The 25,517-nt window shown below is 59.7% G+C and carries 22 protein-coding genes and 3 tRNA genes; 6 read left to right on the top strand and 19 right to left on the bottom strand.

The genetic code is table 11. From position 1 onward, the window contains the following. Positions 1 to 26 precede the first annotated feature (26 nt). The 3 genes from FEU76_RS02805 to hemH all read right to left on the bottom strand — a co-directional run bounded on the left by FEU76_RS02805 (position 27) and on the right by hemH (position 4,084). Positions 27 to 458 carry a Na+/H+ antiporter subunit B gene (locus FEU76_RS02805; protein ID WP_016916564.1) on the bottom strand — a complete coding sequence of 144 codons (432 nt, stop codon included), beginning with the start codon at positions 456 to 458 and terminating at the stop codon, positions 27 to 29. Further along, positions 451 to 2,799, bottom strand: a complete 2,349-nt coding sequence (locus FEU76_RS02800) for a putative monovalent cation/H+ antiporter subunit A (protein ID WP_096921227.1) — start codon at positions 2,797 to 2,799, stop codon at positions 451 to 453. The genes FEU76_RS02805 and FEU76_RS02800 overlap by 8 nt, the downstream gene beginning before the upstream one ends. Before the next feature lie 199 nt (positions 2,800 to 2,998). Beyond that, positions 2,999 to 4,084, bottom strand: a complete 1,086-nt coding sequence (hemH, locus tag FEU76_RS02795; protein WP_096921228.1) for a ferrochelatase — start codon at positions 4,082 to 4,084, stop codon at positions 2,999 to 3,001. Positions 4,085 to 4,202: 118 nt separating this feature from the next. Between hemH and FEU76_RS02790 the strand changes: the two genes are divergently transcribed. Together FEU76_RS02790 and FEU76_RS02785 are read left to right on the top strand one after the other, a co-directional pair. Continuing rightward, a complete protein-coding gene (locus tag FEU76_RS02790; protein ID WP_144980134.1) occupies positions 4,203 to 5,786 on the top strand; it encodes a cryptochrome/photolyase family protein in 1,584 nt (527 codons plus the stop codon). Continuing rightward, positions 5,783 to 6,190, top strand: a complete 408-nt coding sequence (locus FEU76_RS02785) for a thiol-disulfide oxidoreductase DCC family protein (RefSeq protein ID WP_039182008.1) — start codon at positions 5,783 to 5,785, stop codon at positions 6,188 to 6,190. The genes FEU76_RS02790 and FEU76_RS02785 overlap by 4 nt, the downstream gene beginning before the upstream one ends. Before the next feature lie 10 nt (positions 6,191 to 6,200). Here the strand turns inward: FEU76_RS02785 and FEU76_RS02780 are convergent, their stop codons facing one another. The 9 genes from FEU76_RS02780 to rnr all read right to left on the bottom strand — a co-directional run bounded on the left by FEU76_RS02780 (position 6,201) and on the right by rnr (position 14,058). Then, positions 6,201 to 6,503 (bottom strand): DUF6482 family protein, encoded by a 303-nt coding sequence (locus tag FEU76_RS02780; RefSeq protein ID WP_039182006.1) that lies wholly within the window; start codon positions 6,501 to 6,503, stop codon positions 6,201 to 6,203. A 140-nt stretch (positions 6,504 to 6,643) separates the two neighbouring features. After that, on the bottom strand, positions 6,644 to 6,937 hold the full coding sequence (locus FEU76_RS02775) for a hypothetical protein (RefSeq protein ID WP_039182003.1): 294 nt from the start codon (positions 6,935 to 6,937) through the stop codon (positions 6,644 to 6,646). Between the two features lie 126 nt (positions 6,938 to 7,063). Beyond that, positions 7,064 to 8,452 carry a replicative DNA helicase gene (dnaB, locus tag FEU76_RS02770; protein WP_039182000.1) on the bottom strand — a complete coding sequence of 463 codons (1,389 nt, stop codon included), beginning with the start codon at positions 8,450 to 8,452 and terminating at the stop codon, positions 7,064 to 7,066. A gap of 218 nt (positions 8,453 to 8,670) precedes the next feature. Then, a complete protein-coding gene (gene rplI / locus FEU76_RS02765) occupies positions 8,671 to 9,117 on the bottom strand; it encodes a 50S ribosomal protein L9 (protein WP_016916556.1) in 447 nt (148 codons plus the stop codon). A 15-nt stretch (positions 9,118 to 9,132) separates the two neighbouring features. After that, positions 9,133 to 9,984 carry a hypothetical protein gene (locus tag FEU76_RS02760; protein WP_039181996.1) on the bottom strand — a complete coding sequence of 284 codons (852 nt, stop codon included), beginning with the start codon at positions 9,982 to 9,984 and terminating at the stop codon, positions 9,133 to 9,135. A 12-nt stretch (positions 9,985 to 9,996) separates the two neighbouring features. Beyond that, the gene (rpsR, locus tag FEU76_RS02755; protein ID WP_009097135.1) at positions 9,997 to 10,224 is read right to left on the bottom strand and encodes a 30S ribosomal protein S18; all 228 of its coding nucleotides are present in this window, start codon (positions 10,222 to 10,224) and stop codon (positions 9,997 to 9,999) included. A 33-nt stretch (positions 10,225 to 10,257) separates the two neighbouring features. Next, positions 10,258 to 10,635 (bottom strand): 30S ribosomal protein S6, encoded by a 378-nt coding sequence (rpsF, locus tag FEU76_RS02750; RefSeq protein WP_016916554.1) that lies wholly within the window; start codon positions 10,633 to 10,635, stop codon positions 10,258 to 10,260. Positions 10,636 to 10,846: 211 nt separating this feature from the next. After that, positions 10,847 to 11,656 (bottom strand): 23S rRNA (guanosine(2251)-2'-O)-methyltransferase RlmB, encoded by an 810-nt coding sequence (rlmB, locus tag FEU76_RS02745; RefSeq protein WP_039181991.1) that lies wholly within the window; start codon positions 11,654 to 11,656, stop codon positions 10,847 to 10,849. A 2-nt stretch (positions 11,657 to 11,658) separates the two neighbouring features. Beyond that, positions 11,659 to 14,058 carry a ribonuclease R gene (gene rnr / locus FEU76_RS02740; protein ID WP_144980131.1) on the bottom strand — a complete coding sequence of 800 codons (2,400 nt, stop codon included), beginning with the start codon at positions 14,056 to 14,058 and terminating at the stop codon, positions 11,659 to 11,661. 270 nt (positions 14,059 to 14,328) lie between these two features. Between rnr and FEU76_RS02735 the strand changes: the two genes are divergently transcribed. The 3 genes from FEU76_RS02735 (at position 14,329) to FEU76_RS02725 (ending at position 14,737) form a co-directional block, all read left to right on the top strand. Then, a tRNA-Leu gene (locus FEU76_RS02735) sits at positions 14,329 to 14,415 on the top strand. Between the two features lie 84 nt (positions 14,416 to 14,499). After that, positions 14,500 to 14,586: transfer RNA gene (locus tag FEU76_RS02730), tRNA-Leu, on the top strand. A gap of 64 nt (positions 14,587 to 14,650) precedes the next feature. Beyond that, positions 14,651 to 14,737 (top strand) — tRNA-Leu (locus FEU76_RS02725). A gap of 294 nt (positions 14,738 to 15,031) precedes the next feature. Here the strand turns inward: FEU76_RS02725 and FEU76_RS02720 are convergent. After that, positions 15,032 to 15,895, bottom strand: coding sequence for a DNA/RNA non-specific endonuclease (locus FEU76_RS02720; RefSeq protein WP_227407781.1), 864 nt, complete (start codon positions 15,893 to 15,895; stop codon positions 15,032 to 15,034). 83 nt (positions 15,896 to 15,978) lie between these two features. Further along, positions 15,979 to 16,254 carry an Lrp/AsnC family transcriptional regulator gene (locus FEU76_RS02715; protein WP_026002022.1) on the bottom strand — a complete coding sequence of 92 codons (276 nt, stop codon included), beginning with the start codon at positions 16,252 to 16,254 and terminating at the stop codon, positions 15,979 to 15,981. 258 nt (positions 16,255 to 16,512) lie between these two features. Between FEU76_RS02715 and FEU76_RS02710 the strand changes: the two genes are divergently transcribed. After that, a complete protein-coding gene (locus tag FEU76_RS02710; protein ID WP_039181982.1) occupies positions 16,513 to 16,827 on the top strand; it encodes a high-potential iron-sulfur protein in 315 nt (104 codons plus the stop codon). 37 nt (positions 16,828 to 16,864) lie between these two features. On the opposite strand, the gene FEU76_RS02705 is transcribed toward FEU76_RS02710, so the two are convergent. From FEU76_RS02705 to FEU76_RS02685, 5 genes are all read right to left on the bottom strand, one after another. Further along, positions 16,865 to 18,430, bottom strand: coding sequence for a SpoVR family protein (locus FEU76_RS02705; RefSeq protein WP_144980128.1), 1,566 nt, complete (start codon positions 18,428 to 18,430; stop codon positions 16,865 to 16,867). Positions 18,431 to 18,450: 20 nt separating this feature from the next. Then, a complete protein-coding gene (locus FEU76_RS02700; RefSeq protein WP_144980126.1) occupies positions 18,451 to 19,743 on the bottom strand; it encodes a YeaH/YhbH family protein in 1,293 nt (430 codons plus the stop codon). 80 nt (positions 19,744 to 19,823) lie between these two features. Beyond that, positions 19,824 to 21,746: a PrkA family serine protein kinase gene (locus FEU76_RS02695; protein ID WP_039181971.1), complete on the bottom strand. Its 1,923-nt coding sequence runs from the start codon at positions 21,744 to 21,746 to the stop codon at positions 19,824 to 19,826. A 279-nt stretch (positions 21,747 to 22,025) separates the two neighbouring features. Continuing rightward, positions 22,026 to 23,069: a threonine aldolase family protein gene (locus FEU76_RS02690; protein WP_039181968.1), complete on the bottom strand. Its 1,044-nt coding sequence runs from the start codon at positions 23,067 to 23,069 to the stop codon at positions 22,026 to 22,028. Positions 23,070 to 23,209: 140 nt separating this feature from the next. After that, positions 23,210 to 25,222 (bottom strand): NADPH-dependent 2,4-dienoyl-CoA reductase, encoded by a 2,013-nt coding sequence (locus FEU76_RS02685; protein WP_144980123.1) that lies wholly within the window; start codon positions 25,220 to 25,222, stop codon positions 23,210 to 23,212. Between the last annotated feature and the right edge of the window lie 295 nt (positions 25,223 to 25,517).

Here is a 25,517-nt window from a genome sequence, read left to right as displayed (position 1 = left end):
CTCCTGTGTTATCCGGGGTATGCAGCTCAAGGCTCATCCTTGTCCACCTCCATCAACGCCATGACCATGCCCATGACGGAACCCAACACCGCCAGATAGACGCCCACGTCGAAGATCAGCGGCGTAGAGGCCTTGAACTCGATACCGGGAATCGTCCACCACTGTGCGGTCAAGAAGGGCTCACCCATGAACCAGGCGGGCACCACCGAGATCATGCCCAACAGCAGCCCCGCCCCGACCAGGTCGCGGGGGTCGACCATGCGCAGCACTTCTCGGGTGGCGCTGGCACCAAAGGCGAACAGGTAAAGCGCAAACGCCCCCGCCGCCACCAGCCCGGCGATGAAGCCGCCGCCGGGCTCGTCATGGCCACGCAGCAACAGAAAAATAGAGAACATCAGTTGCAGCGGCATCAAAAAGCGTGCCGCCGTATTGAGAATGATCGTACCTGACTTAACCATCGTAGGGCTCCTTGACGCTGCTCTTCTCCGCCTCTACTGATTTGCCCTGGGGGCCATCGTGACGCAGTTTCAACATGGCAATGACACCAATGGCGGCCAGCGCCAGCACGAACATTTCGCCCAGCGTATCCAGGGCACGGTAGTCCACCAGAATCACGTTGACGATGTTGCGCCCATGAGCCAGCGGTGCGCTGTTCTCGACCATGTACGTGGAAATGGTTTCGAACTGGTCGATGCTCCATGCCGTCATGATCAACAGGAAGATCATGACCCCCATGGCAGCTGCCACGGCACCGTCACGCACGCGCTCGAGGCTGGTCGAGAGGTTGGAGTAACGCGGCAAGCGAAACAGCACCAGCACCAGCAGAATGACCGTCATGGTCTCTACCAGCAGCTGGGTGATGCCGAGATCGGGGGCACTGAACAGAATGAAGATCAGCGCAATCGAGAAGCCCATGATGCCAACCGACACCACGGCTCCCAGGCGCGAGCGCGAGATGGTGGCAAAAATTGCCCCCATGGCCATGGTACCGACCACGATGATTTCATGAAAACGTACGTCCAGCGTCAGCGCCAGCTGGGGCGAGTGGCGCAGCAGAATCGAATTACCGACCAGGCCGATCAACACCACCAGCATCACCAGAATGTAATTACGCATGTAGCCATTCTGCAGAATATGGGTCTGCCACTCGGAGAAGCGTACGACGCCATTCATGAAGCCTTCATAGCCTGCTTCCGGCCCATAGCGCATGACCGGTGCCAATCGCGCCAAATGGCTGCGCACCTCGTCCCAACGCTTGAACAGCAAAAAGCCCAGCGCCATGCTCACCAGCGACATGATCAACGCCACGTTGATACCGTGCCACAGCGACAGGGTAACCGTCAGCGCATCGCCCACTACCGAAGTGGCCGCAGCGGTCAGCAGTGCATCCACCCCCAGCAGCGCGGGCGCCAGCCCCAGCAGTAGCGAGCCGCAGGCCAGCAGTGCAGGCCCCAACAGCATGCTAAACGGCGCTTCATGGGCGACCTTGGGAGTGGCATGCTGCGCGCCAAAGAAAGGGCGCAGCGCAATGATGGCCGCCACGGCAATGGTCAGAATGGCCGAGAAGAACGCAAACAGCACCAGCATCAGACGCACGCTGTCGGCGCCCAAGGCAGCCTCCAGCATCAGCTCCTTGCCAATGAAACCGAACAGCGGTGGAACCCCGGCCAACGACAGCGCCGCCACGAAGGCAATCGTCGCCGTCACGGGCATGGCTCTCCGCAAGCCCCCCATGGCCGTGACATCCTTGGTACCCGTTTCATGGTCCAGAATACCCGCCACCATGAAGAGCGCGCCTTTGTACATGGAGTGCGCCAGCAGGAAGGTGACGAACGCCGTCATGGCATAGTCGGAGCCAATGCCCAGCAGCATGGTCAAGGTGCCCAGCGCCATGATCGTCGAGTAGGCCAGCAGCTTCTTGATATTGGTGTGGTGGATCGCCAGGAAGGCGCCCGTCAGCATGGTGGTCGCACCCACCACCGAGAGAATGCCCACCCACATGCCGGTACCGCCCAGTTCGGGCTGCAGGCGCGCCAGCAGGTAGATACCCGCCTTGACCATGGTGGCCGAGTGCAGGTAAGCCGAGACCGGCGTTGGCGCCGCCATGGCATTCGGCAGCCAGAAATGAAACGGGAACTGCGCCGACTTGGTGAACGCCCCGAGCAGCAGGCAGATCAACATGGGCGTATAGAGCGCATGCTCGCGCAGGTTGTCGTCGGACTGCAGAATCTCGCTCAGCGACCAGCTGCCGCTGGCCACACCCAGCAGGACCAGTCCCGCCATCAGCGCAAGGCCACCGGAAACGGTCACGAACAAGCCCTGGCGAGCCGACTTTCTGGCCTCGATATCGTTATGGTTGAAGCCGATCAACAGATACGAGGTGATACTGGTCAGTTCCCAGAACACGAACAGGGTCAACAGGCCATCGGCCATGACCAGCCCCATCATGGAGGCCATGAAGGCCACCAGCGCCAGATGGAAGCGGGCAATATCCGGATGGCCTTTCAAGTACCCGCCAGCATAGATCAGTACGCAAGTACCGATGACGGAAATCAGCAGGCCAAACAGCAGCGACAGGCCATCCAGCAAAAAGCTCAGGCTGATCCCCAGCGAGGGCACCCACGCCCACTCCAGCAGTTGCGGCCCTTCAGTCAGCACCACCGGCGCTTGGCCAATCAGCCACGCGGCCATCAGCGCTGGAAACAGCGCAAGCACCAAACTGGTTCGTTCCCTACACCAGAGGTTGAGCAGCGGTGACGACGCTGCCAGCACGAAGCCTATTAAAACGGCAAATTGCATCCGGCGTTCTCTCCCTAAAATAAGCGCAAACTATTCCCGTGAGCGGCGCATGGTACGACATGTGCCGCTTAAACGTTGAATAAATGTGATTTTATATGCACAAACCTTATACCAGCCCTTCGAAAAACTCCAGCCACCTCGCTGGCATAAAAAAGCCGCTCGGCCAGTGGCCAAAGCGGCGTCAGCGCGAGCAGAAATCTTACTGAGCGGGCACGGGCAACCAGCCCAACAGCTCATTGTTGACCACGGCCAACAGGGCATCGATATGGTCATCGCGATCATTCAGGCAAGGAATATAGCTGAACGTCTCGCCACCGGCCTCCATGAAGCTGTCGTGAATTTCCTCCTTGATCTCTTCGAGGGTTTCCACACAGTCGGAGGAGAAGGCAGGTGACAGAATGGCAATGTGCTTGTGGCCCTGCCTGGCCAGCTCGGCCACATGGTCCACGGTTTGCGGGCCTACCCACTTTTCCGGGCCAAACTGTGACTGGAAGGCGGTATCGACCTCCTCCTTGCTCAACCCCAGACGCTCACGCATCAAGCGCGTGGTTTTCTGGCACTGGCAGTGGTAGGGGTCGCCTTCCATCAGATAGCGTTCCGGCACACCGTGGTAGCTGGCCACGAGCTTGGTGGGACGGCTTTCAAAGCCGTCGTACGCCTCTTGCACCGAGTTGGCCAGCGCCTGGATGTAAGCCGGATGTTCAAAGTAGGCCGGCACCGTACGCAGGTAGGGCTGCCACTTCATCTTCATCAGCGTGCGAAAGGCCTGATCGTTGGCAGTAGCCGTGGTGGGCGAGCCGTACTGCGGGTAGAGGGGGAAGAATACGATGCGTTCGCAGCCCTTCTCTTTCATGCGATTCAGCACGCTTTCCGTGGAAGGGTTGCCATAGCGCATGCAGAAATCGACCTCGACACTGTCGCCATACAGCGCTTTCAGCCGGGCGGTCATCTTTTCCGTTTGTGCACGGGTAATGGTCAGCAACGGGCTCTCGTCTTTTTCGGTGTTCCAGATGCTTTTGTAGGCATGGCCCGACGTAAAGGGGCGCTTGGTCAGAATGATGAGCTGCAGCAGCGGCTGCCATTTCCAACCCGCATAGTCCACGACCCGCTTATCCGACAGGAATTCGTTGAGATAGCGCCGCATGGACCAGTAGTCAGTCGCATCGGGAGTCCCCAGATTGGCCAGCACCACGCCCACCTTGGCGGGGGCAACCGGAGGATGACTGCTTGGCGCGTGGGCCAAGCGCCCTTCACCTGGTTGATCCTTTACAACGCTGTCGGCCATCTCACTTACTCCTGGGGGCTGTCGATCATTCACAATGGTCTAAATCTTATCACTTTTCAGCAAAGACGCGGGATAAAGTTATACTATCAACATAATTTGTATAACTGTAGGCCAACCCATGTCCAAGCCTTTGCTACTCATTCTGGGCGACCAGCTTAGCCCGTCGCTTCCGACACTTCGCCAGGCCTCTGAAGGCGCAGTAGTGGCGTTCTGTGAGGTCGCTGAAGAAGCACGCTACGTCCCTCACCATATACACAAGATCGGCCTCTTTCTGGCCGCCATGCGACATTTTGCCCAACAACTGCGCGACCAAGGCTTCAACGTTCATTACAGCCGCATGGACGATGCGGATAACACCCAATCATTGATCGATGAAGCCGAGCGGCTGGCAAGACAGTACCAGTGCGATGAAATTCGTGTGACGCGCCCCGGCGAGTGGCGGCTGTGGAACGCCATGCAGCAGCGTCAGGCCGCTTCACTGCCCTGGAAAATCCTGGAAGACGACCGCTTCTTCACCACCCCAGACGACTTTGCCCAATGGGCCAAGGGGCGTAAGCAAATCCGCCTCGAATACTTCTACCGGGAACAGCGTAAACGTACCAGGCTACTGATGGAAGGCGACGCCCCCATGGGCGGACAGTGGAATTTCGACCACGATAACAGAGAACCCTTACAGCCTGAGCTGAGCTTCCCCCAACTGCCCATGCACGGGCAGGATGAAATCACTAAGGAAGCGCTGGCCAATGCCGCCGAGTGGTTCCCCGAGCACATGGGCGAGATCGAGACCTTCAACTTGCCGGTCACCCGACGTCAAGCACTGGTAGACCTGAAGCACTTCATCACCCACGGGCTGGCCGACTTTGGCCGCTATCAGGATGCCATCAGCGACCAGTCACCCTACCTGTACCACTCGCGCCTCTCTGCTGCCATGAACATTGGCCTGCTCACGCCCTTCGAAGTATGCGAAGAAGCGGCTGCGCAATATCAGGCAGGCAAGGCACCGATCAACGCCGTGGAAGGGTTCATACGGCAGATTCTCGGGTGGCGTGAGTACGTGCGCGGCCTCTACTGGACGCGCATGCCGGATTACAAACGTGAGAACCAGCTGGGTTTTCAGCGCGACTTGCCCGCCTTCTACTGGGATGCGAAGACCGACATGCGCTGCCTGCAACGCGCCATCCAGATGACCATCGACCACAGCTACGCGCATCATATTCAGCGCCTGATGGTCACGGGCAACTTCGCCCTGCTCTGCGGGGTCAAGCCAGAGGCGCTGTGCGACTGGTACCTGGCCGTTTACGCCGACGCCTGCGAGTGGGTCGAGCTACCCAACACCTTGGGTATGGTGCTGCACGCGGACGGCGGCTTGATGGGCTCCAAGCCCTACTGCGCTTCCGGCAAATACATCGACAAGATGTCCGACCACTGCCAGCACTGTCGCTACTCCCCCAAGCAGGTCACCGGCCCCAAGGCCTGCCCGCTCAACAGTCTCTACTGGCATTTTCTGGAGACCCATGCCGAACAGCTCAATCGGAATCCACGCATGAAACTGATCTACGGCTCGCTGGCACGCATGAAAGAGGAAAAACGCGACGCCATGCGCCAGCAGGCAGAGCAGTTCCTGGCATCGCTCCCCACTGCCGCCGATTACGGGCAAGCCGCTCACACCCAAGGGTACACCCACGAGGAGCGCTCCTCATGAGCCGTTTCGCCACGCTGCATGCCGAACCACCGGTCACGCTCTACCACGATGGACACTGCCCCTTTTGTCGCGTCGAAGTGGCCTGGCTGGCCAAACACCGACACCAGCAGCGCATTCGTCTGGTCGATATTCAGCACGAGGATTTCGACCCCGGCGCATTGGGGCTCAGCTTCGAAGCCATGATGGGGCAACTGCATCTTCAGGATCAGCAGGGAAATTGGTATGTCGGGATGGATGCCAGCCGGGCCCTGTATGCCGTGTTGGGCTACAGGCGGCTGGTAAGACTGTCTTGCTTGCCTGGCCTGCGCGCCGTCATGGATGCAGGCTATCGTTTCTTTGCCCGTCGCCGAATTCGGCTGGGCCAATGGTGGGAAAAATGCGGGTCACGCTCGCGCAATCAGTGATGCCTGGGCGTCAGAATACCAGCGGCATACGCGAGGTCAGCGGCGCGCTGTAGTGGGCGTCGCGACCAATGACTTCATCCTGAGGCACGTGCTGAACGAGGTAAGCCCGGTGGATACCGGCCCGCTTGAGTTCGAGGTACACATCATCCAGCGCTCGAAACAGCATAGGCTTGCCACGCTGGGTCAGCATATGACGCTCACCCTCGACGTCTTCGAGCTCGACCTGATAGAAACGGCTGCCCGAATGCGTGATTACCCGGATTTCAAAATTGTCATGACGTTCGACGAACTGTTTAAGCTCTTTAAGTTCCATGGTTCCCTCCTGTTATTGGTCATCGCCATGGAGCACAGCATACCTTTGCCCCATGACAATAGTATTACCTTGGCACTATCCCCCTAAGAGGGCAATAACAGAAAAGAGTTCCTGACCGAAACGTCAAGATGTGTGTCGTATTACTGATACTCCGAGGGGTCGATGGCCTTGCCAAGCGAGTTGCGATCGATCCAGTTGCCCCCTTTGGTTTCCTTGTAACGGAACACGACCTTGTCGCCAATGGTGACAGGTAATTCCGCATCTTCTGTCTGGTAGCTGTACTGCTCCCCTTCCACTACCAAGTGGTAGCGGTAGAGATCGGGCATGCCCAACCACTCTTTGAAGGGACCTTCACGCTCTAACGACTGGAGCTCACCCCGACCTTCCAGCTTGGGAAGCCGCTTACGGTTACCGCGCCTAAAACCACCTGCCATGCGTTACTCCTGTCTATCTACCAATGCGATTGACCCACGCTTTTCATCCCGCCCTTCCAGTGAGGGTTACCCAGACGACTCAGCCAACGGGGAGCGCATTATACGTGCTCCCCCCTCAGCCTCAAGTCAATCGCCGAAGGCTTCACCGTAACTATCCGGCGCCAGGTCTTCGAAGCGCGTGTATTTGCCTATGAAGGCCATGTGTACCGTCCCGATGGGACCATTACGCTGCTTACCAATGATCAACTCGGCCAGACCCTGGTTGTCCGGGTTATCGCGGTTATACACTTCGTCGCGATACACGAAGGCAATGACGTCTGCGTCCTGCTCGATCGCGCCCGATTCGCGAAGGTCCGACATGACTGGACGCTTGTTGGGACGCTGCTCCAGCGAGCGGTTCAGCTGGGAAAGCGCCACCACCGGGCACTGGAACTCCTTGGCCAGGCCTTTCAGCGAACGCGAAATTTCCGAGATCTCGCCCGTGCGGTTTTCGTTAAAGCCAGGAATCTGCATCAACTGCAGATAGTCGATCATGATCAAGGCGATATTGCCGTGCTCACGCACCACCCGACGTAGCCGTGAGCGCATCTCATTGGGTGACAAGGCTGCCGTGTCATCGATGAACAGCTGCTTGTCTTTCAGCAGGTTCACCGCCGAGGTCAGCCGCGGCCAATCTTCGTCTTCCAACTGACCCGAACGCACGCGGGTCTGATCGATACGTCCCAATGACGAGAGCACACGCAGCATCAGCGATTCGGCGGGCATCTCCATGGAAAACACCATTACCGGCTTGTCACTGGAAATGACCGCATGCTCGACCAGGTTCATGGCGAAGGTGGTCTTGCCCATCGAGGGCCGCCCGGCAATGATGACCAGATCGGAAGGCTGCAGGCCCGAAGTCATCTCATCCAGATCACGAAAGCCGGTGGAAAGGCCGGTCATTTCCCCTTTCAGGTTGAACAGCTCATCGATCCGATCCACGGCCTTGGTGAGCAGGTCACTCATGCCAATGGGGCCACCGGTCTTGGGCCGCTCTTCGGCAATCTGGAACACCAGCCGCTCGGCCTCGTTGAGCAGCTCGTCGGCGGGCCTGCCCTGAGGCGAAAAAGCCCCTTCGGCAATCTGGTTGGCCGCCCGAATGAGCTTACGCAGCGTGGCACGCTCACGGACAATATCGGCATAGGCGCGTATGTTGCTGGCCGAAGGTGTGTTGCGCGCCAGCTCGGCCAGGAAACTCAGCCCGCCCACCGTATCCAGCTGGTCGCGGGCTTCCAGCGCCTCGGAAAGGGTCACGACGTCCAGCGGCTGGCCCGATTCGGCCAGATGTGTCATCACATTGAACACCAGCCGGTGTTCATAGCGGTAAAAATCGTCGGCCACCAGACGCTCGGAGACGTTGTCCCACGCCTGGTTGTCCAGCATGAGCCCGCCTAACACCGACTGCTCCGCTTCCAATGAATGCGGTGGCAGTTTTAACGCTGCCGTTTCCTGATCAGCAGAAGGCTGGTCCTGCATTGCGAGCTCCTTAACAATTACCCGATAGCCAACGGCGCTTATCTTAGCCGTGCGGCTCGGATAACACCACTGGCCCCCACGTAAAGGGAGGGCTTTATAAGCCTGCTGTGTCGCCCCTTGCCAAAAGAGCCCCAGGGCCTAAAAAGACAAAGTACCTAAAAAGACAAAGGGCGCGGGAGAACCCGCGCCCTTTGAGGCGTCAGCGTTGGCGAGTATGATTACTCGGCGACAACGACCACGCGTACAACGGCGTCCACTTCTGCATGCAGGTGGAGGTCGATGTCGTATTCGCCAGTTTGACGAATCGGGCCTTGCGGCATGCGTACTTCGCTCTTGGCGACGTCGATTCCCGCAGAGGAGATCGCGTCGGCCAGGTCACGAGGACCGATAGAGCCGAACAGCTTGCCTTCGTCGCCTGCCTTGGACACCAACGACAGTTCGATGTCGTTGAGTTGCTCGGCACGCGCCTGGGCTTCTGCCTTACGCTCAGCGGCTTGCGCTTCGAGCTCGGCACGCTGCGCTTCGAACGCTTCGATGTTGTCCTTGGTGGCCGGTACGGCTAAGCCGTAAGGCACCAGGTAGTTACGACCATAACCAGGCTTGACAGTGACCTTGTCACCCAGGCCGCCCAGCTTACCAATCTTGTCGAGCAGAATGACTTCCATCTCGTAAACCTCTTGTCAGTTGCTGCGGGCAAGGCGTGCGCGAACGTTCGCAAATGTATCGATCAGCCCCAACAGCAGCACAATGAGAATCGTGGGCCAGGTCGTGATCAGCAGCACATAAAATGCCACCAGCCACAGCCCGTTCATCCCCTTTATTCCAATAAAACCATGCACCAACGCAATACCGGCAATCAGCAGCGGAACCCAACACAGCATCGCCAGTGCCTGCGCACCAAGCGCCATGCCTGCCACTCCCAGCACCACCAGAACGACAAGTTCACGGGGGTTCAGGCGCAACGCATGAAACTCTTCGCGAAAGCCACCGGGGTTGTACAGCCCGGCTTGCCAGCTGCGGGCCAGCGCCAGGCAGATAATGGCGGCCAGCAACACGACCAAGCCCGTCACACCACCGATGACCATGGCAGCCAAGGCCGTCGTATCGACGCCCTGGTTGGCAAACTCGGTGAGCATGCGGTCGATCTCGGTAGAGCTCTCCCGCAGCTGCTCCAGCATGAGCTGCGTTCCCCCTGGCGGGCTGAAAATGCCCAGCTGAACCATGACCGCGGCAGCCAATGTGCCCACGATCAAGGCTTCGCTCCAGCGCATCCGCTCGCGCAGGATGACGGACATCAGCGTGACCAGCAGAACGCTGGCCAGTGGTATCACATCACCTTGTGCCCACCAGAAACCGGCAGGCAGAGCAGCGGCGATGATGACCGGCAGCGCAGGAGCGAACCCCTTGCGCAAGGTCACCAGTGCGGCAATGGCAGCGCCTAGCCAAAACAGCCAGGGCACCAGCGATGCCAGGGCCGCCCCGCCTACGGCATAGGGCGTTCCGCGCATCAGCCATCTTGCCAGTGCCAGCATCACGTTAAACGCTTACTGATGGCTATCGGAGTAGGGCAGCAGTGCCAGGTAGCGTGAACGCTTGATAGCGGTCGCCAGCTGACGCTGATAGCGTGCTTTGGTGCCGGTGATACGGCTCGGAACGATCTTGCCGGTTTCCGTGATGTAAGCCTTCAGCGTGTCGAGATCTTTGTAGTCGATCTGCTTGACGCCTTCAGCAGTGAAGCGGCAAAACTTGCGGCGACGGAAAAAACGTGCCATGGACTAGCTCCTTAAAACGTGCAGTGGATAGAATCAGGCAGTTTCTTCAGCTTCAGCGCGCGGCTTTTCTTCGCGACGCGGACGCTTTTCTTCTGCCGGCTTCATCATCGGAGAAGCTTCGGTAACGGCTTCCTTGCAGCGCACAACCAGGCTGCGGATGATGGCGTCGTTGAAGCGGAAGATGTTCTCGATTTCTTCGAGAGTCTCGCCGGTGCACTCAACGTTCATCAGCACGTAGTGGGCTTTGTGGATCTTGTTGATCGGGTAAGCCAGGTGACGACGGCCCCAATCTTCCAGACGATGCACAGTACCGCCGCTTTCGGTGACGATGCTGGTGTAGCGCTCGACCATTGCCGGTACTTGCTCGCTCTGATCCGGGTGGACCATGAACACGATTTCATAATGACGCATGGAATCTCCTTGCGGTTTGGCAGCTTCCTGAGTGTGCCGGAGCATATGCTCTGACAGCGACTGGGAAGCAAGGAGTTGACTGAAATGCCCTTGGCAAGCCACGTATGGCTGAAAAGAACATCAAGCAGATAAAACCAGTGTCGTAGAGGGGTTACCAATACGAACGCCCGCTTATGTATAAACGGGCGCAAGCATTCTAGTGGGACGGAGGCTAACTTGCAAGCTGCCGCTGACGCACCGCTTCAAACAGACAGATTCCGGCAGCCACCGAGACATTCAGGCTAGATACCTGCCCCGCCATGGGCAGCTTGGCCAGATGATCACACGCTTCCCGCGTCAACCGGCGCAACCCCTTGCCTTCGGCACCCATCACCAGCGCGGTCGGGCCGGTGAAGTCGATATCGAATACGCTGGCCTGTGCCTCACCGGCGGTGCCGGTGATCCACACGCCCTCTTCCTTGAGCCTGGCCAGCGTGCGCGCCAGATTGGTGACCTGATAGACCGGCACCACCTCTGCGGCACCACAGGCGACTTTTCTGACCGTGGCGTTGAGCGGCGCCGCCTTGTCCTTGGCCACGATCACTCCATGGGCACCCGAGGCATCGGCACTGCGCAGGCACGCGCCAAAGTTATGCACGTCGGTGACGCCATCCAGCACCAGCAGCAAAGGAGGCGTATCCGACGGCCAGGCGCGGAGCTTGAGCCACAAGGACTCCTCACCTTCTGCCGTCAAGGGTGCACAGAAGGCAACCACCCCCTGATGCGCCGCCCCTTGGGTCAACTGATCGAGCACGTCACGCGGCTGCTCCTTGACCGCCGCACCGCTGGCTCGGGCATCGGCCACCAGCGTTTGCAAACGCTGACCTGCGCCCTGCTGCACCCACAGCTCCTTGGGCGACTCGCCCCGTGCCAGCAGACTCTCCAGGGCATGCACTCCATAGACGTGATCCAGGCCATCAGGCGTACGGACAGGAGTGCGTGTAGCCGGGCGCGGGCTACGTCGAGACGACGCCGATTTCATGCTCAACCCTTCTTCGAAGATGGTTTACGCGACCCACTGCGCGTACGGCGCGGGCCACGACGGGCGGGCTGCTCACCGGCAGCCGCCTTTGCTCCTGCTCCAGCGCCTTTTTCACCAGAGCTTTCACTACGACGCTTGCGCGGCTGACGCTGCGGGCGCGGCTTGTCATCGGCAAGACCAAAGTCGATCTTGCGATCATCCATGTCCACCCGCGCCACTTGCACGGTCAGGCCATCGCCCAGGCGATAGGTGGTGCCGGTGCGCTCACCCTTGAGACGATGCTTCTCGGCTTCGTAGTGGTAGTAGTCGGAAGGCAGTGACGTGACGTGCACGAGCCCTTCCACAAAGAAGTCATCGAGACGCACGAAGAGCCCGAACTGGGTCACCGAGGCGATGGTGCCCTCAAAGGTTTCGCCCAGCTTGTCCGACATGAACTCGCACTTGAGCCAGCTCTCCACGTCACGGGTGGCTTCATCGGCCCGCCGTTCGGTCATGGAGCAGTGTTCGCCCAGCTCCAGCATCTGCTCGAAGGTGTAGGGGCACCACTTGCTCGGCGGATCCACCGGCGCACCCTCTACCCGCACCACGGTGGCGGTCTGGCGCGGCCCGCGAATCACCGAGCGAATGGCCCGATGCACCAGCAGGTCAGGATAACGCCGAATGGGCGACGTGAAATGGGCGTAGGCCTGGTAAGCAAGGCCGAAGTGCCCCTCGTTCTGCGGCGAATAGACCGCCTGATTCATCGAGCGCAGCATCACGGTCTGGATGATGTCGGCATCCGGGCGGTCGGCAATCGCTTCCCGCAGTGCCTGGTAATCCTGAGGCGTCGGCTCGTCGCCGCCGCCCACCGAAAGCCCCAGCTCACTCAGGAACAGGCGCAGCTTGTCGAGCCGCTCAGGCGTTGGACGCTCGTGGATACGATACAGCGCCGGCAGGTCGTGCTTGTCGAGGAAACGCGCCGTCGCCACGTTGGCGGCCAGCATGCACTCCTCGATCAGCTTGTGGGCATCGTTACGGCTACGCGGCACGATCTTCTCGATCTTGCGCTCTTCATTGAAGATGATCGCCGTTTCCGTGGTATCGAAGTCGATTGCCCCACGCTCTTCCCGAGCAGCGCGCAGCAGGCCGTACAGCTCATGCAGGTTCTTGAGCGGCTTGACCAGCTCGGCGTGCTCCCGACGCAGCGCCTCCCCTTCTTCACTATCGCCGTCCAGCATGGCCGCCACCTTGTTATAGGTGAGTCGGGCATGGGAATTCATCACGGCTTCATAGAAGGAGTAGCGGCTGATGGCACCGGTCTTGGAAATGTTCATTTCGCACACCATCACCAGCCGGTCGACGTGCGGATTCAATGAACAAAGACCGTTGGAAAGCAGCTCGGGCAGCATGGGCACCACTTGCCCCGGGAAGTAGACCGAGTTGCCGCGGGTGCGCGCTTCGTCATCCAGCGCGGTACCAGGGCGCACATAATGAGAAACGTCGGCAATCGCGACGACCAGCTTCCAGCTACCGGACTTGGTCTTCCAGGCACACACCGCATCGTCGAAATCCTTGGCGGATTCGTCGTCGATGGTCACCAACGGCAGGTCGCGCAGATCGACGCGGTGCTGCTTGTCGGCTTCCAGCACTTCAGCGGAGATTTCGCTGATCTGATCCAATACCTCCGGCGGAAACTCGGCGGGAATGTCGTAGCTGCGGATGGCGATGTCGATTTCCATGCCGGGGTCCATACGCTCCCCCAGCACTTCGATCACTTCACCCACTGGCTGAACCCGAGTGGCGGGCTGCTGGACGATCCTGGCTGAGATCACCTGACCATCCTTGGCACCACCGCTGGCGGTGTGCGGGATGATCACTTCCTGGGTAATCCGCGGGTTTTCGGGAATGAGAATCCCGAATTCCGGCGTATTGCTGCGGTATACGCCCACCATGGTCTCGGTATTGCGGGCAATCACTTCGGCAATCGTGGCTTCGTCGCGGCCGCGACGGTCTCGCCCACTGACGCGCACCAGTACGTGGTCACCGTGGAAGACGCGACGCATCTGACGGGGCGGCAGCAGCAGGTCCGGCTTCTTGCCGTCATCACGCAGCACGAAGCCAAACCCATCCCGATGGCCCAGCACCTTGCCCTTGATCAGGTCGAGCTTGTCGATCAGTGCATAGGCGCCTCGACGGTCGCGCAGCACCTGGCCGTCGCGCTCCATGGCCGCCATACGCCGACGCACCGCTTCCAGATGGTCTTCGTCTTCGATGCCCAGCATGCGGCTCATGTTTTCATGGGTAATCGGCTTGCCATAGCTTTCCAGGGCAGCCAACAGGTATTCACGGCTGGGAGCCGGGTTATCGTAATTCTTCGCCTCGCGCTCGGCGTGCGGATCATCACTCAACGTCCAGTACTTCATGCGATCAACATCCTTGATAACGGTTGCGGGAGGCGAACAAAAAGCGCGGGCAGCGTGCACTGCGGGCGAAAGGCATGTGCGCCTCGAAGGGCGTCGTGTTCAACTAACGATGAGTTGAAATAAGTCATGTTTTGTTTGGTCATGGGCGCAGTATAGCGCCGCCCGTTCAATCACCCAACCACTTGGGGCTGCAAACCCAGGTTTTTTACATTAAAAAAAACACCCAGGGGCTTGCATTTAGCCACAGCCTCGGTATCATACGCGCCACTTGCCCAGATGGCGGAATTGGTAGACGCGCTAGCTTCAGGTGCTAGTGACCGTATGGTCGTGGAGGTTCAAGTCCTCTTCTGGGCACCAACTGTTTCATGTTATCCCCTTTCATGAATCAGAACGGTGCAGCGGCAAGTAAAGCAGTAAAAGAAAGGCAGTACGTTCGTGTTCGCCCAGGTGGCGGAATTGGTAGACGCGCTAGCTTCAGGTGCTAGTGACCGTATGGTCGTGGAGGTTCAAGTCCTCTCCTGGGCACCATGCGAACACCGACGTAGTGGCTGAATGTATTGTGAAAGCAGTACAGCAGTGAAAGAGTCGATACGCCCAGGTGGCGGAATTGGTAGACGCGCTAGCTTCAGGTGCTAGTGTCCGTACGGACGTGGAGGTTCAAGTCCTCTCCTGGGCACCATCGATGCCCCCCGTATCGCTCTTGCTTTCGTATTATCCCCTCTGATGTCCTTCTATCTGTTTATTATCCCTCATTAGTCGCCCTATTTTGGCGCACTCTCATCTGTATGCTTTTATTCTCTGATACCCTTTTGCTCTGATACTTTTTCTTCCCCACTATTTCTCTTCTGCCTGCCTTCTCTTCTGCCTGTCTATTTCATGTATATCGAGCCCATACCGTTCGAGCATGGCCGTGTCTGCGCTCAAGCGGCAGGCCAGGGCAACGCCTTGGCCTGCTAGCATGCAGCGTATCGTACTACTGGAACCGGCCTGGACGACGAGATACCTCCTCCAGCGCCCACCCCTGGGTGCGCAGCTCGCCTTCCAGCACGGCTTCAAGCTGGGGTGAGAGATTCGGGAAGAAATTCAGCCCGGTGCGGGCTTCGATCTCATCGATGGTCACCAGGTAGTCGTTCAGCGGCTCATTGCCCTGTACGTCCTGGGGCATGATGAAGGCCAGCGCCAAGGGCGCCTCATCATGGGGTGCCACGATGATCTTGTAAAAGGCTTCGGGTATTTCCACCCACCCCACGCGGTTGAAGACGTTATCCATGAAGCGCTCGGGGTAGACCGGCCCGGTAATCACCTGCAAGCGATCGAAACGCGGCGCAAAGTGATCCATGACGGAGGCTTCGAGCCGCTGCCAGAGCTGACGATTCAGATTCGGCCGCTGGGGAAGCATGTTGCTCATCAAGAACGTGTCCACCTGCGCGCTGCGCCCATGCACGGCAGCAATGGCGTAGTTGGGCGCCAGATGTCCTCTGTCGTAGCCACTGCCGGAATAGCTATCGGTACTCACCGGCCACAGCATGCGCCAATCTGGCTGGAAATTGGGCCTGGGCCCAATGCGCATGTCCTCAGGCACGGCCTCTACCTGGTAGCTGACCCATAACGCCCCCACTCGTACATCCGACCACCCCACTAAAAAGCCATCGTTACGCAGTACACGGTGCAGGCTGGTAGGGTGCAATGTTTCCCAGGTGGGTACGCCCATCCAGGTATAAGCCTGCTGGTGCTGGCGCCCTTGATACTCCCACAAGCCCGTACCGACCAGCACGAACAGCACGGCAATGCCCAGGCGTCGCCCCTGACGACGCCAGCGCAAAAGTGATTTAGCCAACGGAGGACTCCCCTGCTACCTTTCAAGACACCTTGTCAGCGGCGTTTCATCATTCGTTTCATCGGCTTTGCAAAGCCGGGGCGTTACCAACCAACGGAAAACATGGTTTCCAGGTCATGGCGTGAGTGAACCTGCATGGCGTTCAGCGTCTCGGTATCGCTGATGCCTTCCACGGCATTCAACCGCTCGGTCACCAGCTCGGCCAGGCTTTCGAAATCGCGGGTGCGCGCAATGGCCACCAGATCGTAACGGCCGCAGGTGGAGTACACCTCACTGATACCTTCCACATCGGCCAGGCGTTCGGCCACGGCCTTGATCTGGCCTTTTTCGGTATTGATCAGGATGACTGCGCTTTGCATGGCGTCCTCGCAAATGAGTGGCGGTAAGATGAATACTGCACGACGCAGCGAGTATAGCAGCCTGCCCGGCGGGGCCAAGCCTTGCCGGCCAGCGTGGCCAATTGTCGCGCTTTTCATAAGGTTATTCGCACTAATTTTACGCTTGCGCTAGCATGTACTAGAGATCTCCAGCAGCGTTTCGCTGTCGGAGTTTTATAGAGGTGGCCCACCACCCGATCACCGTAGCACACCGTCAGACCGTGACGATAAGGAGACACCATGGCTAATCAGAGCCGTCGTAAGTTCATGCGTAACAGCGTGCTGGGGCTTGCTGCCCTGCCGTTTGGTGCGGGTATCCTGTCGAAAACTGCTTTTGCTCAGGAGCTGCCCCGTCTGGACCCGTCCTCACCGACAGCCCAGGCACTGAACTACGTTGAAAATGCCAGCGACGCCAGCGACCACCCGGCTTTCGAAGAGGGTGAACTGTGCTCCAACTGCATGTTTTTCGTGGAAGGCACCGAAGGCTGCCAGCTGTTCCCGGAAAACAGTGTCGAGCCGGACGGCTGGTGCCAGTCCTGGACCGCACAAGGCTGATACCCTGGACCCCGCGCTCGCCGCGGGGTCACTGTTTTCAGGGATGGTTTTCCTTGTTCTCTTCTTCTACCGGCCACTGGTAGCGGCGAGTCACCCGCCCCTCGTCCAGCGACACCAGGTGCACCGGAAACCCCCACAGCTGCTGAAGGTGACGAATCACCGGATACACGCTTCTGGCCAGCGGACGACGATGGTCCTGAACGTGATGCAGTGTCAGGGAACGATCCCCCCGAATGGCGGCCTCCACTACTTGAATGTTGGGCTCGCGTACCGATAGCGCATACTGGGTCGATAGCGCATCGCGCACCCGCCGATACCCCCGCTCGTCATGAATCGCCGCCACTTCCAACATTTCCGACTGGTCGTCGTCGACGATCATGAACAGCTTCAGGTCACGCATCACCTTGGGTGATAGAAACTGCTGAATGAACGACTCGTCCTTGAAGTTACGCATGGCGAACTCCAGCGTGTCTCGCCAGGGGCTACCGGCAATGTCCGGAAACCATTCGCGATCTTCGGCGGTGGGGTCTTCGCAGATACGCTTGATATCCATGAACATCGCAAAGCCCAGCGCGTAGGGGTTCAGGCCGCTGTAGTAAGGGCTATCGAACCCCGGCTGATTGATGACCGCTGCGTGGGACTGCAGAAACTCCAGCATCAGCCCTTCGTCCACCTTGCCCTCGTCATAGAGCCGATTCATCAGGGTGTAGTGCCAGAAGCACGCCCAGCCCTCATTCATTACCTGGGTTTGCCGCTGAGGGTAGAAGTACTGCGCCAGCTTGCGCACGATGCGCACGATCTCCCGCTGCCAGGGGGCCAGCAGCGGCGCGTTCTTCTCGATGAAGTAGAGCAGGTTCTCCTGGGGCTCCGAGGGGTAGCGCCCGCCACTGTGCAGTCCTAGCGGGTCATCGTCGCTGTGCAGCGCCCCGGGTAGCGGCACGGCACCCGTCGGCGGCTCGGGAATGGTACGCCAGAGCATGTTGACCTGGGTTTGCAGGTAGGCCTCTCGCTCCTCCTGGCGCTTGGCCTCCTCCTCGGCCGACATGGGCGAAGGCCGCTTGTAACGGTCGACCCCGTAGTTCTGCAGGGCGTGGCAAGCGTCCAGCAGTTGCTCCACGGCGTGGGAACCGTGTCGCTCTTCGCACTGGGTAATGTACTTGCGGGCAAATACCAGATAATCGACGATGGACTCGGCATCGGTCCAGGTACGAAACAGATAGTTGCCCTTGAAGAACGAGTTATGGCCGTAGCAGGCGTGGGCAATCACCAGCACCTGCATCATCAATGTATTCTCCTCCATCAGGTAAGCGATACAGGGGTTGGAGTTGATCACCAATTCGTAGGCCAGGCCCATCTGGCCCCGCTTGTAGGCCTGTTCCACGGCCAGAAACTGCTTGCCAAACGACCAGTGGTGATAGCCCACCGGCATCCCCACGCTGGCGTAGGCATCCATCATCTGCTCGGTGGTGATCACTTCTATCTGATTGGGATAGGTATCCAGCCGATACTCGTCAGCCAGCCGCGCCAGCTCTTCGTCAAAGCGCTCCAGAATTCCGAAGTTCCAATCGGAACCCGTCGCGATGGGGTTGCGGTCGACACTCATGGCCCACTCCTTAACGCGCGCTAGCGCTCCTGGCTCAAGCGGCGCTTGAACAACTCACGGAAGACGGGATAGATATCCCCGGCATTGACGATCTGGCGCATGGCAAAACGCTCGGGAAACTGGGCAGCCACGGTTTCATACTCATGCCACAGCGACTGATGATCATGGGGAGTGATCTCCACGTAGGCGTAATACTGCAGCTGCGGCATCAGCTGCTTGACCAGCAGGTCGCGACAGATATTGGAGTCATCGTCCCAGTTGTCGCCGTCGGAGGCCTGGGCCACGTATAGGTTCCACTGGCCTGCCGGGTAGCGCTTTTCGATGATCTTGTTCACCAGCGTCAGCGCACTGGAGACAATGGTTCCGCCGGTTTCGCGGGAGTAGAAGAACTCCTCCTCGTTGACCTCCCGAGCGGCGGTGTGGTGGCGCACGAACACCAGCTCGACCTTTTCGTAGTGCTTCTCCAGAAACAGGTAGAGCAGCAGGAAAAACCGCTTGGCGATATCCTTGTGGTTCTGGGTCATCGAGCCGGAAACGTCCATCACGCAAAACATCACCGCCTGGCTCGAGGGTTGTGGCTGGGCGGCGAGTTGGTGATAGCGCAGGTCGTAGGTATCGATGAACGGAATCGCCTCGATGCGCTTCTCCAGCCGCTCCACCTCGGCCTTGAGCTCCGCCACCCGGGCCGGGTTGCGCAGCACGGGGTCCTTGCGCTCTTCCGCCGCCAGCGCCTCTTCGGCCTCTTTCAAGGCCCGTTTGATGGGGGCGCGCATGGCAATGCGGCGGGCGTAGGCTTCGCGCATGGAGCGGGTAATGCTGATGCGCGAAGGCACGCCGTCACGGGCCAGCCCGGCCCGCACCATCTTGATCTCTTCCAGCGACTTCAAAGGCTTGCGCTGCAAGTGTGGCAGCTCCAGACCGTCGAAGACGAATTCCAGAAACTCCTCGCGGCTGAGGGTGAAGGCAAACTCGTCGTTGCCCTCCCCCTGGTTGGACGCCCCGCCTTCTCCCGCGCCGCCACCGCCGCCGCCCTGCCCACCGGGGCGACGAATCTTGTCCCCCTGCAGAAACTCCTTGTTGCCGGGAGAAACGATGGTACGGGCGCCGCCGCTGCCGTGCTGGAATACCGGCTCGGAGATGTCTCGGGCAGGAATCGAGATTTTCTCGCCGCGCTCCATGTCGGTGATGGAGCGACGGTTCACGGCTTCCTCGACCGAACGCTTGATGTGCTTGCGGTAACGCTCCAGAAAGCGCTGCCGATTGACCGCGCTCTTGTGCTTGGCGTTAGGTCTGCGATCAATGAAGTAGGTCATTCGACCTCCTTGATACCTCAGGCGGGAGCGCTGAACATCCGCGCCCGCCCATCGTGAGGGTCACCCCTGCAACCGGCTGGTTACTGGGACTTGCGAACGCGCAGATACCACTCGGAAAGCAACCGCACCTGCTTTTCGGTATAGCCGCGGTCCACCATGCGCGCCACGAAATCCTCGTGTTTCTTCTGATCGGATCTGGATGCCTTGGCGTTGAACGAGATGACCGGCAAAAGCTCCTCGGTATTGGCAAACATCTTGTGCTCGATGACGCCCTTGAGCTTCTCGTAGGACTGCCAGCTGGGGTTCATGCCGTTGTTCTGCGCCCGCGCCCGCAGCACGAAGTTGACCACTTCATGACGGAAGTCCTTGGGATTGGAGATCCCGGCCGGTTTTTCGATCTTCTCCAGCTCTTCGTTCAGCGACTGGCGGTTCAACAGCTCGCCGGTTTCGGGGTCGCGGTACTCCTGATCCTGAATCCAGAAGTCGGCATAGGTCACATAGCGGTCGAAAATGTTCTGACCATACTCGCTGTAGGACTCCAGGTACGCGGTCTGGATCTCCTTGCCGATGAAATCCACGTAACGCGGGGCCAGAAACTCCTTGATGAAGCCCAGGTAGCGCTCGAACACCTCCGATGGCAGCTGCTCCCGCTCAAGCGCCTGCTCCAGCACGTACAGCAGATGGACCGGGTTGGCTGCCACTTCCTGGCTGTCGAAGTTGAACACCCGCGAAAGGATCTTGAAGGCAAAGCGGGTAGACAGCCCCTGCATGCCTTCATCGACGCCTGCCGCGTCGCGGTACTCCTGGATGGACTTGGCGCGGGGATCGGTATCCTTGAGGTTGTCGCCGTCATAGACCCGCATCTTGGAGTAGATACTGGAGTTTTCGGGCACTTTCAGCCGGGACAGCACGGAGAACTGGGCCAACATGCGCAGCGTATCCGGGGCGCAAGGCGCGGCGTTCAGGGACGAGTCTTCCAGCAGTTTCTGGTAGATCTTGATCTCTTCGGAGACGCGCAGGCAGTAAGGCACCTTGACGATGTATACACGGTCGAGGAACGCCTCGTTATTGCGGTTGTTGCGGAAGGCCTGCCATTCGGATTCGTTGGAGTGGGCCAGAATGACGCCATCGAAGGGGATCGCGCCCATGCCTTCGGTGGGGTTGTAGTTCCCCTCTTGGGTGGCGGTCAGCAGCGGATGCAGCACCTTGATGGGTGCCTTGAACATCTCCACGAACTCCATCAGGCCCTGGTTGGCGCGGCACAGCCCGCCCGAGAAGCTGTAGGCGTCCGGGTCGTCCTGGGAGTAGAGCTCCAGCTGGCGGATATCCACCTTGCCCACCAGCGAGGAGATATCCTGGTTGTTCTCGTCACCGGGTTCGGTCTTGGAGATGGCGATCTGGTTCAAGCGCGACGGATAGAGCCGCACCACGCGGAATTGGGAGATATCACCACCGTACTCCTTCAAGCGCTTGGCGGCCCAAGGTGACATGACGCTGCGCAAGTAGCGGCTGGCAATACCGTACTCCTGCTCCAGCAGCTTGCCGTCCTCTTCCGGTGAAAACAGCCCCAGCGGGGATTCGTACACCGGCGAGCCCTTGATGGCGTAAAACGGGATACGCTCCATGAGCAGCTTCAGACGCTCGGCCAGCGACGATTTGCCGCCGCCCACCGGCCCCAGCAGATAGAGGATCTGCTTGCGCTCTTCCAGGCCCTGGGCCGCGTGGCGGAAGTAGGCCACGATCTGCTCGATGGCCTCTTCCATGCCATGAAATTCGGCAAACGCAGGGTAACGGCGAATCACCTTGTTGGAAAAGATACGTGACAGACGCGGGTCTTTCGCCGTGTCGATCACTTCAGGCTCGCCTATGGCTTCCAGCATGCGCTCGGCGGCGCTGGCATACACCTTGGGATCACGGCGGCACAGCGCCAGATACTCCTCCAGGCTCATGTCCTCTTGCTGAACGCGGGCAAAACGGTCTTGAACGTGATCAAAGATGCTCATGGAACTCTCCTGTGGCCCATCCCCGGCAGCCATCGCCTGACCCAAATTCCCAGGCCGCCTGCCGTGCGAAGTGTCGCTCTATCAGCGTAGTCAGCATTAGCAAAATGTGATGACGAAACCTTCAACGCAGCGCAACTTTCCGCGTCTTATATGGCTATGAGCAAAGGCGAGGCAAAATAGTTGCGTTGAAAACACCGGGCTGACAAGAATCCTCTCCAACAACGCAACGCGCCGCCTGAACAGGCGGCGCGACGACCACGAACGAGCCTTGCTGGCGGCTTACTCCAGCACGGATTTGACGTCGGCCAGCAGCTGATCCAGCAGCTCGATGGTGGTGTTCCAGGCGCACACGAAGCGTGCGCCGCCCGCGCCAATGAAGGTATAGAAGGTCCATCCGCGCGCTTTCAACGCTTCGATGGCATGAGGAGGCAATTCAACGAAAACGCTGTTGGCTTCGGTGGGGAACATCAGCGAGACGCCAGGCAGCGCCTGCAACCCTTCCGACAAGTAGCGGGCCATGGCGTTGGCGTGCTCGGCATTGGTCAACCAGGCGCCGCTTTCCAGCAGGCCCAGCCAGGGCGCCGAGACATAGCGCATCTTGGAGGCGAGCTGGCCCGCCTGCTTGCAGCGGTAGGAGAAATCCTCGGCCAGTTCCCGATTGAAAAACAGGATGGCTTCGCCAAACGCCAGGCCGTTCTTGGTGCCCGAAAAGCACAGCGCATCCACCCCGACCTGCCAGGTCAGCTCGGCAGGTGACGCCTTCAGGCTGGCACAGGCATTGGCAAAGCGCGCGCCATCCATGTGCAGGCGCAGGTCGTGCTTGTCGGCCATGGCGCGAATCGCCAACAGCTCTTCACGGGAGTAGACCGTACCCACTTCGGTGGCCTGGGTCAGCGACACGACCTTGGGCTTGGGGTAGTGGATGTCGCTGCGCTTGGTGACCAGCGCTTCGATTCCCTTGGGGGTCAGCTTGCCATTGGCACCCGGGGAGGTGAGCAGCTTGGCCCCGTTGGAGAAGAACTCCGGGCCGCCACACTCGTCGGTTTCGATGTGGGCCAACTCATGACAAATCACGCTGTGGTAGCTGCGCCCCATCGCGGAAAGCGCCAGTGAATTGGCAGCGGTGCCGTTGAACACGAAGAACACATCGCAATCGTAGTCGAACATCTGACGAAAGCGGTCGGCGGCACGGGCAGTCCAGCGGTCATTGCCGTAGGCCAGGTCATCGGCCTGATTGGCTTCCATCAGGTACTGCATCGCTTCCGGGCAAATACCCGAGGTGTTATCACTGGCTAAAAATCGTGGGGTACACTCCGAGGGCATGACGATTATCCTTTTTCTCTGGCAGTCGTGCAGCGCAGGCCGGGTGCCACCTGCGCCTTAATTCCCTAACAGGGCTTAGTCGTTAGGGTTGACCTTCAGTCTATCGTCATTTCAACGTCAACGTCACGCGCTCAATATGGCTACAGCGTGGCAGCCAGACGGGTGCCCTGATCGATCGCTCGCTTGGCATCCAGCTCGGCCGCTTCGTCTGCGCCACCAATCACATGCACGCGTTTGCCCGCCTGCTCCAGAGGCGCCAGCAGGTCCCGCACCGACTCCTGACCCGCACACACCACGATGGTGTCCACCGCCAGCACCTGCGCCTCTTCACCCTGACGAACATGCAGCCCGGCATCGTCGATTTTCAGGTACTCGCAGCCAGTCAGGGTACGCACCCCTCGCTGCTTGAGCGACGCGCGATGCACCCAGCCAGACGTCTTGCCCAGGTTTTTACCAGGCTTGGAGCGCTTGCGTTGCAACATCACGATGCCGCGTGGCGAAGCGGGCGGTGTGGGGGCTTTCAGCCCGCCTGGCTCACTCACCGTGAGGTCCACGCCCCACTCTTCACACCAGGCCGCCAGATCCAGGGCCGGGTGGCCATGATGCGCCAGCAGTTCCGATACATCGAAGCCGATGCCTCCGGCACCAATCACGGCCACCCGGCGGCCCACTCGCTCGGGCTGCGCAATGGCTTCGGCGTAACTCAACACGCTGGGATGGTCGGCGCCGGGCAGGGTCAGCCCACGGGGCGTCACGCCGGTCGCCAGCACCACGTCGTCGAAGGCAGCCAGCACCTCCAGCGTGGCGTCGGTATTCAAGCGCACCTCCACGCCGTGCTTGTCGAGCATGACGCGGAAGTAACGCAGCGTTTCGTTGAACTCTTCCTTGCCCGGAATCTTGCGCGCAAAGTTGAATTGCCCGCCCAGCTCGCTGCGCCGTTCGAACAGCACCACCCGATGGCCTCGGCGGGCGGCTTCTACGGCGGTGGCAAGCCCGGCAGGCCCGCCGCCGACCACGGCCACTCGCTTGGGAGACTCGGCAGGCACCAAGGGCAGCTCGGTTTCGTGGCATGCACGCGGGTTGACCAGGCAAGAGGTCAGCTTGCCCATGAAGGTATGGTCGAGACACGCCTGATTACAGGCGATACAGGTATTGATCTCCTCGGCCTTGCCGAGCTCGGCTTTCTGCACCCATTCAGGGTCTGCCAGGAAAGGCCGCGCCATGGAGACCATGTCCGCGTGCCCTGACGCCAGCAGGCGCTCGGCCACGTCGGGCATATTGATGCGGTTGGTGGTGATCAGCGGGATCGACAGCGCGCTGCGAATTCGTTTGGTCACCTCGCTGAAGGCTGCCCGAGGCACGCTGGTGACGATGGTGGGCACCCGCGCTTCGTGCCAGCCAATGCCGGTATTGATCAGGTTGGCGCCCGCCGCTTCGATGGCCTGGCCAAGCTGCACGACCTCTTCCCAGGTGCTGCCCTCCTCCACCAGGTCGATCATCGACAGCCGGAAGATGATCAGGAAGCGGTTGCCCACGGCTTCACGAACACGTCTGACGATCTCCACCGCAAAGCGTATACGCCCTGCGAAGTCGCCGCCCCACTCATCGTCCCGGTGGTTGGTGCGGCGACAAATGAACTGATTGATCAGGTACCCCTCGGAGCCCATCACTTCGACCCCATCGTAGCCCGCCTGCTGGGCCAGCGTGGCACAGCGCACGTAGTCGGCAATTTGCTGCTCGACCTCGTCGCTGGTCAGCGCACGGGGCACGAACGGATTGATGGGCGCCTGCAATGCCGAAGGCGCCACCAGCTCAGGGGAGTAAGCGTAGCGACCGGCGTGCAGAATCTGCATGCACAGATGCCCGCCCGCCTGGTGAACGGCATCCACCACCTGGCGGTGCTCTTCCAGCTGGCTGGCCTCGGTGAGCGCATGTGCCCCCTGGAACACCGCACCCTCGGCATTCGGCGCAATGCCGCCAGTGACGATCAGGCTGACCCCGGCCCGCGCCCGCTCGGCATAGAACGCCGCCAAGCGTGCAAAGCCGTTGGGGGCCTCTTCCAGGTTGGTGTGCATGGAGCCCATCAGCACCCGGTTGGGCAGCGTCAGATGGCCCACGGTCAACGGGCGAAAAAGGTGCGGATAAGCGTGCATCACGGCGCTCCTTTGGAGTTGTTAGAACGACAAGCCTCTCATATTCAAACAAGCGTATGACATAGTTCCTTCGGCGTACAGCCTTTTACCGCCGTTGCCCCCTTGCTCATCATGGAAAAGCACGTCACATTAACCGGCTAACGATAAGAGGATGCTTACAAACTACTGCGCTAGGCCATGCGGCGTTGAAATCAGCCTCAAAATGCTCATTTACACTCTGTAAACTCCGCTTTTTCGGCTGATTTCGCCTTGCCTGGCCGTCGCTCGCGACATTTGTAAACATCCTCCAAGGGAT

The sequence above is a fragment of the Halomonas sp. C22 genome (genome assembly GCF_007655045.1).
GTDB classification, from domain to species: domain Bacteria; phylum Pseudomonadota; class Gammaproteobacteria; order Pseudomonadales; family Halomonadaceae; genus Vreelandella; species Vreelandella hamiltonii.
Note: the sequence above shows the minus strand (reverse complement) of the source record. Positions and strands in the feature narration are given on the sequence as shown.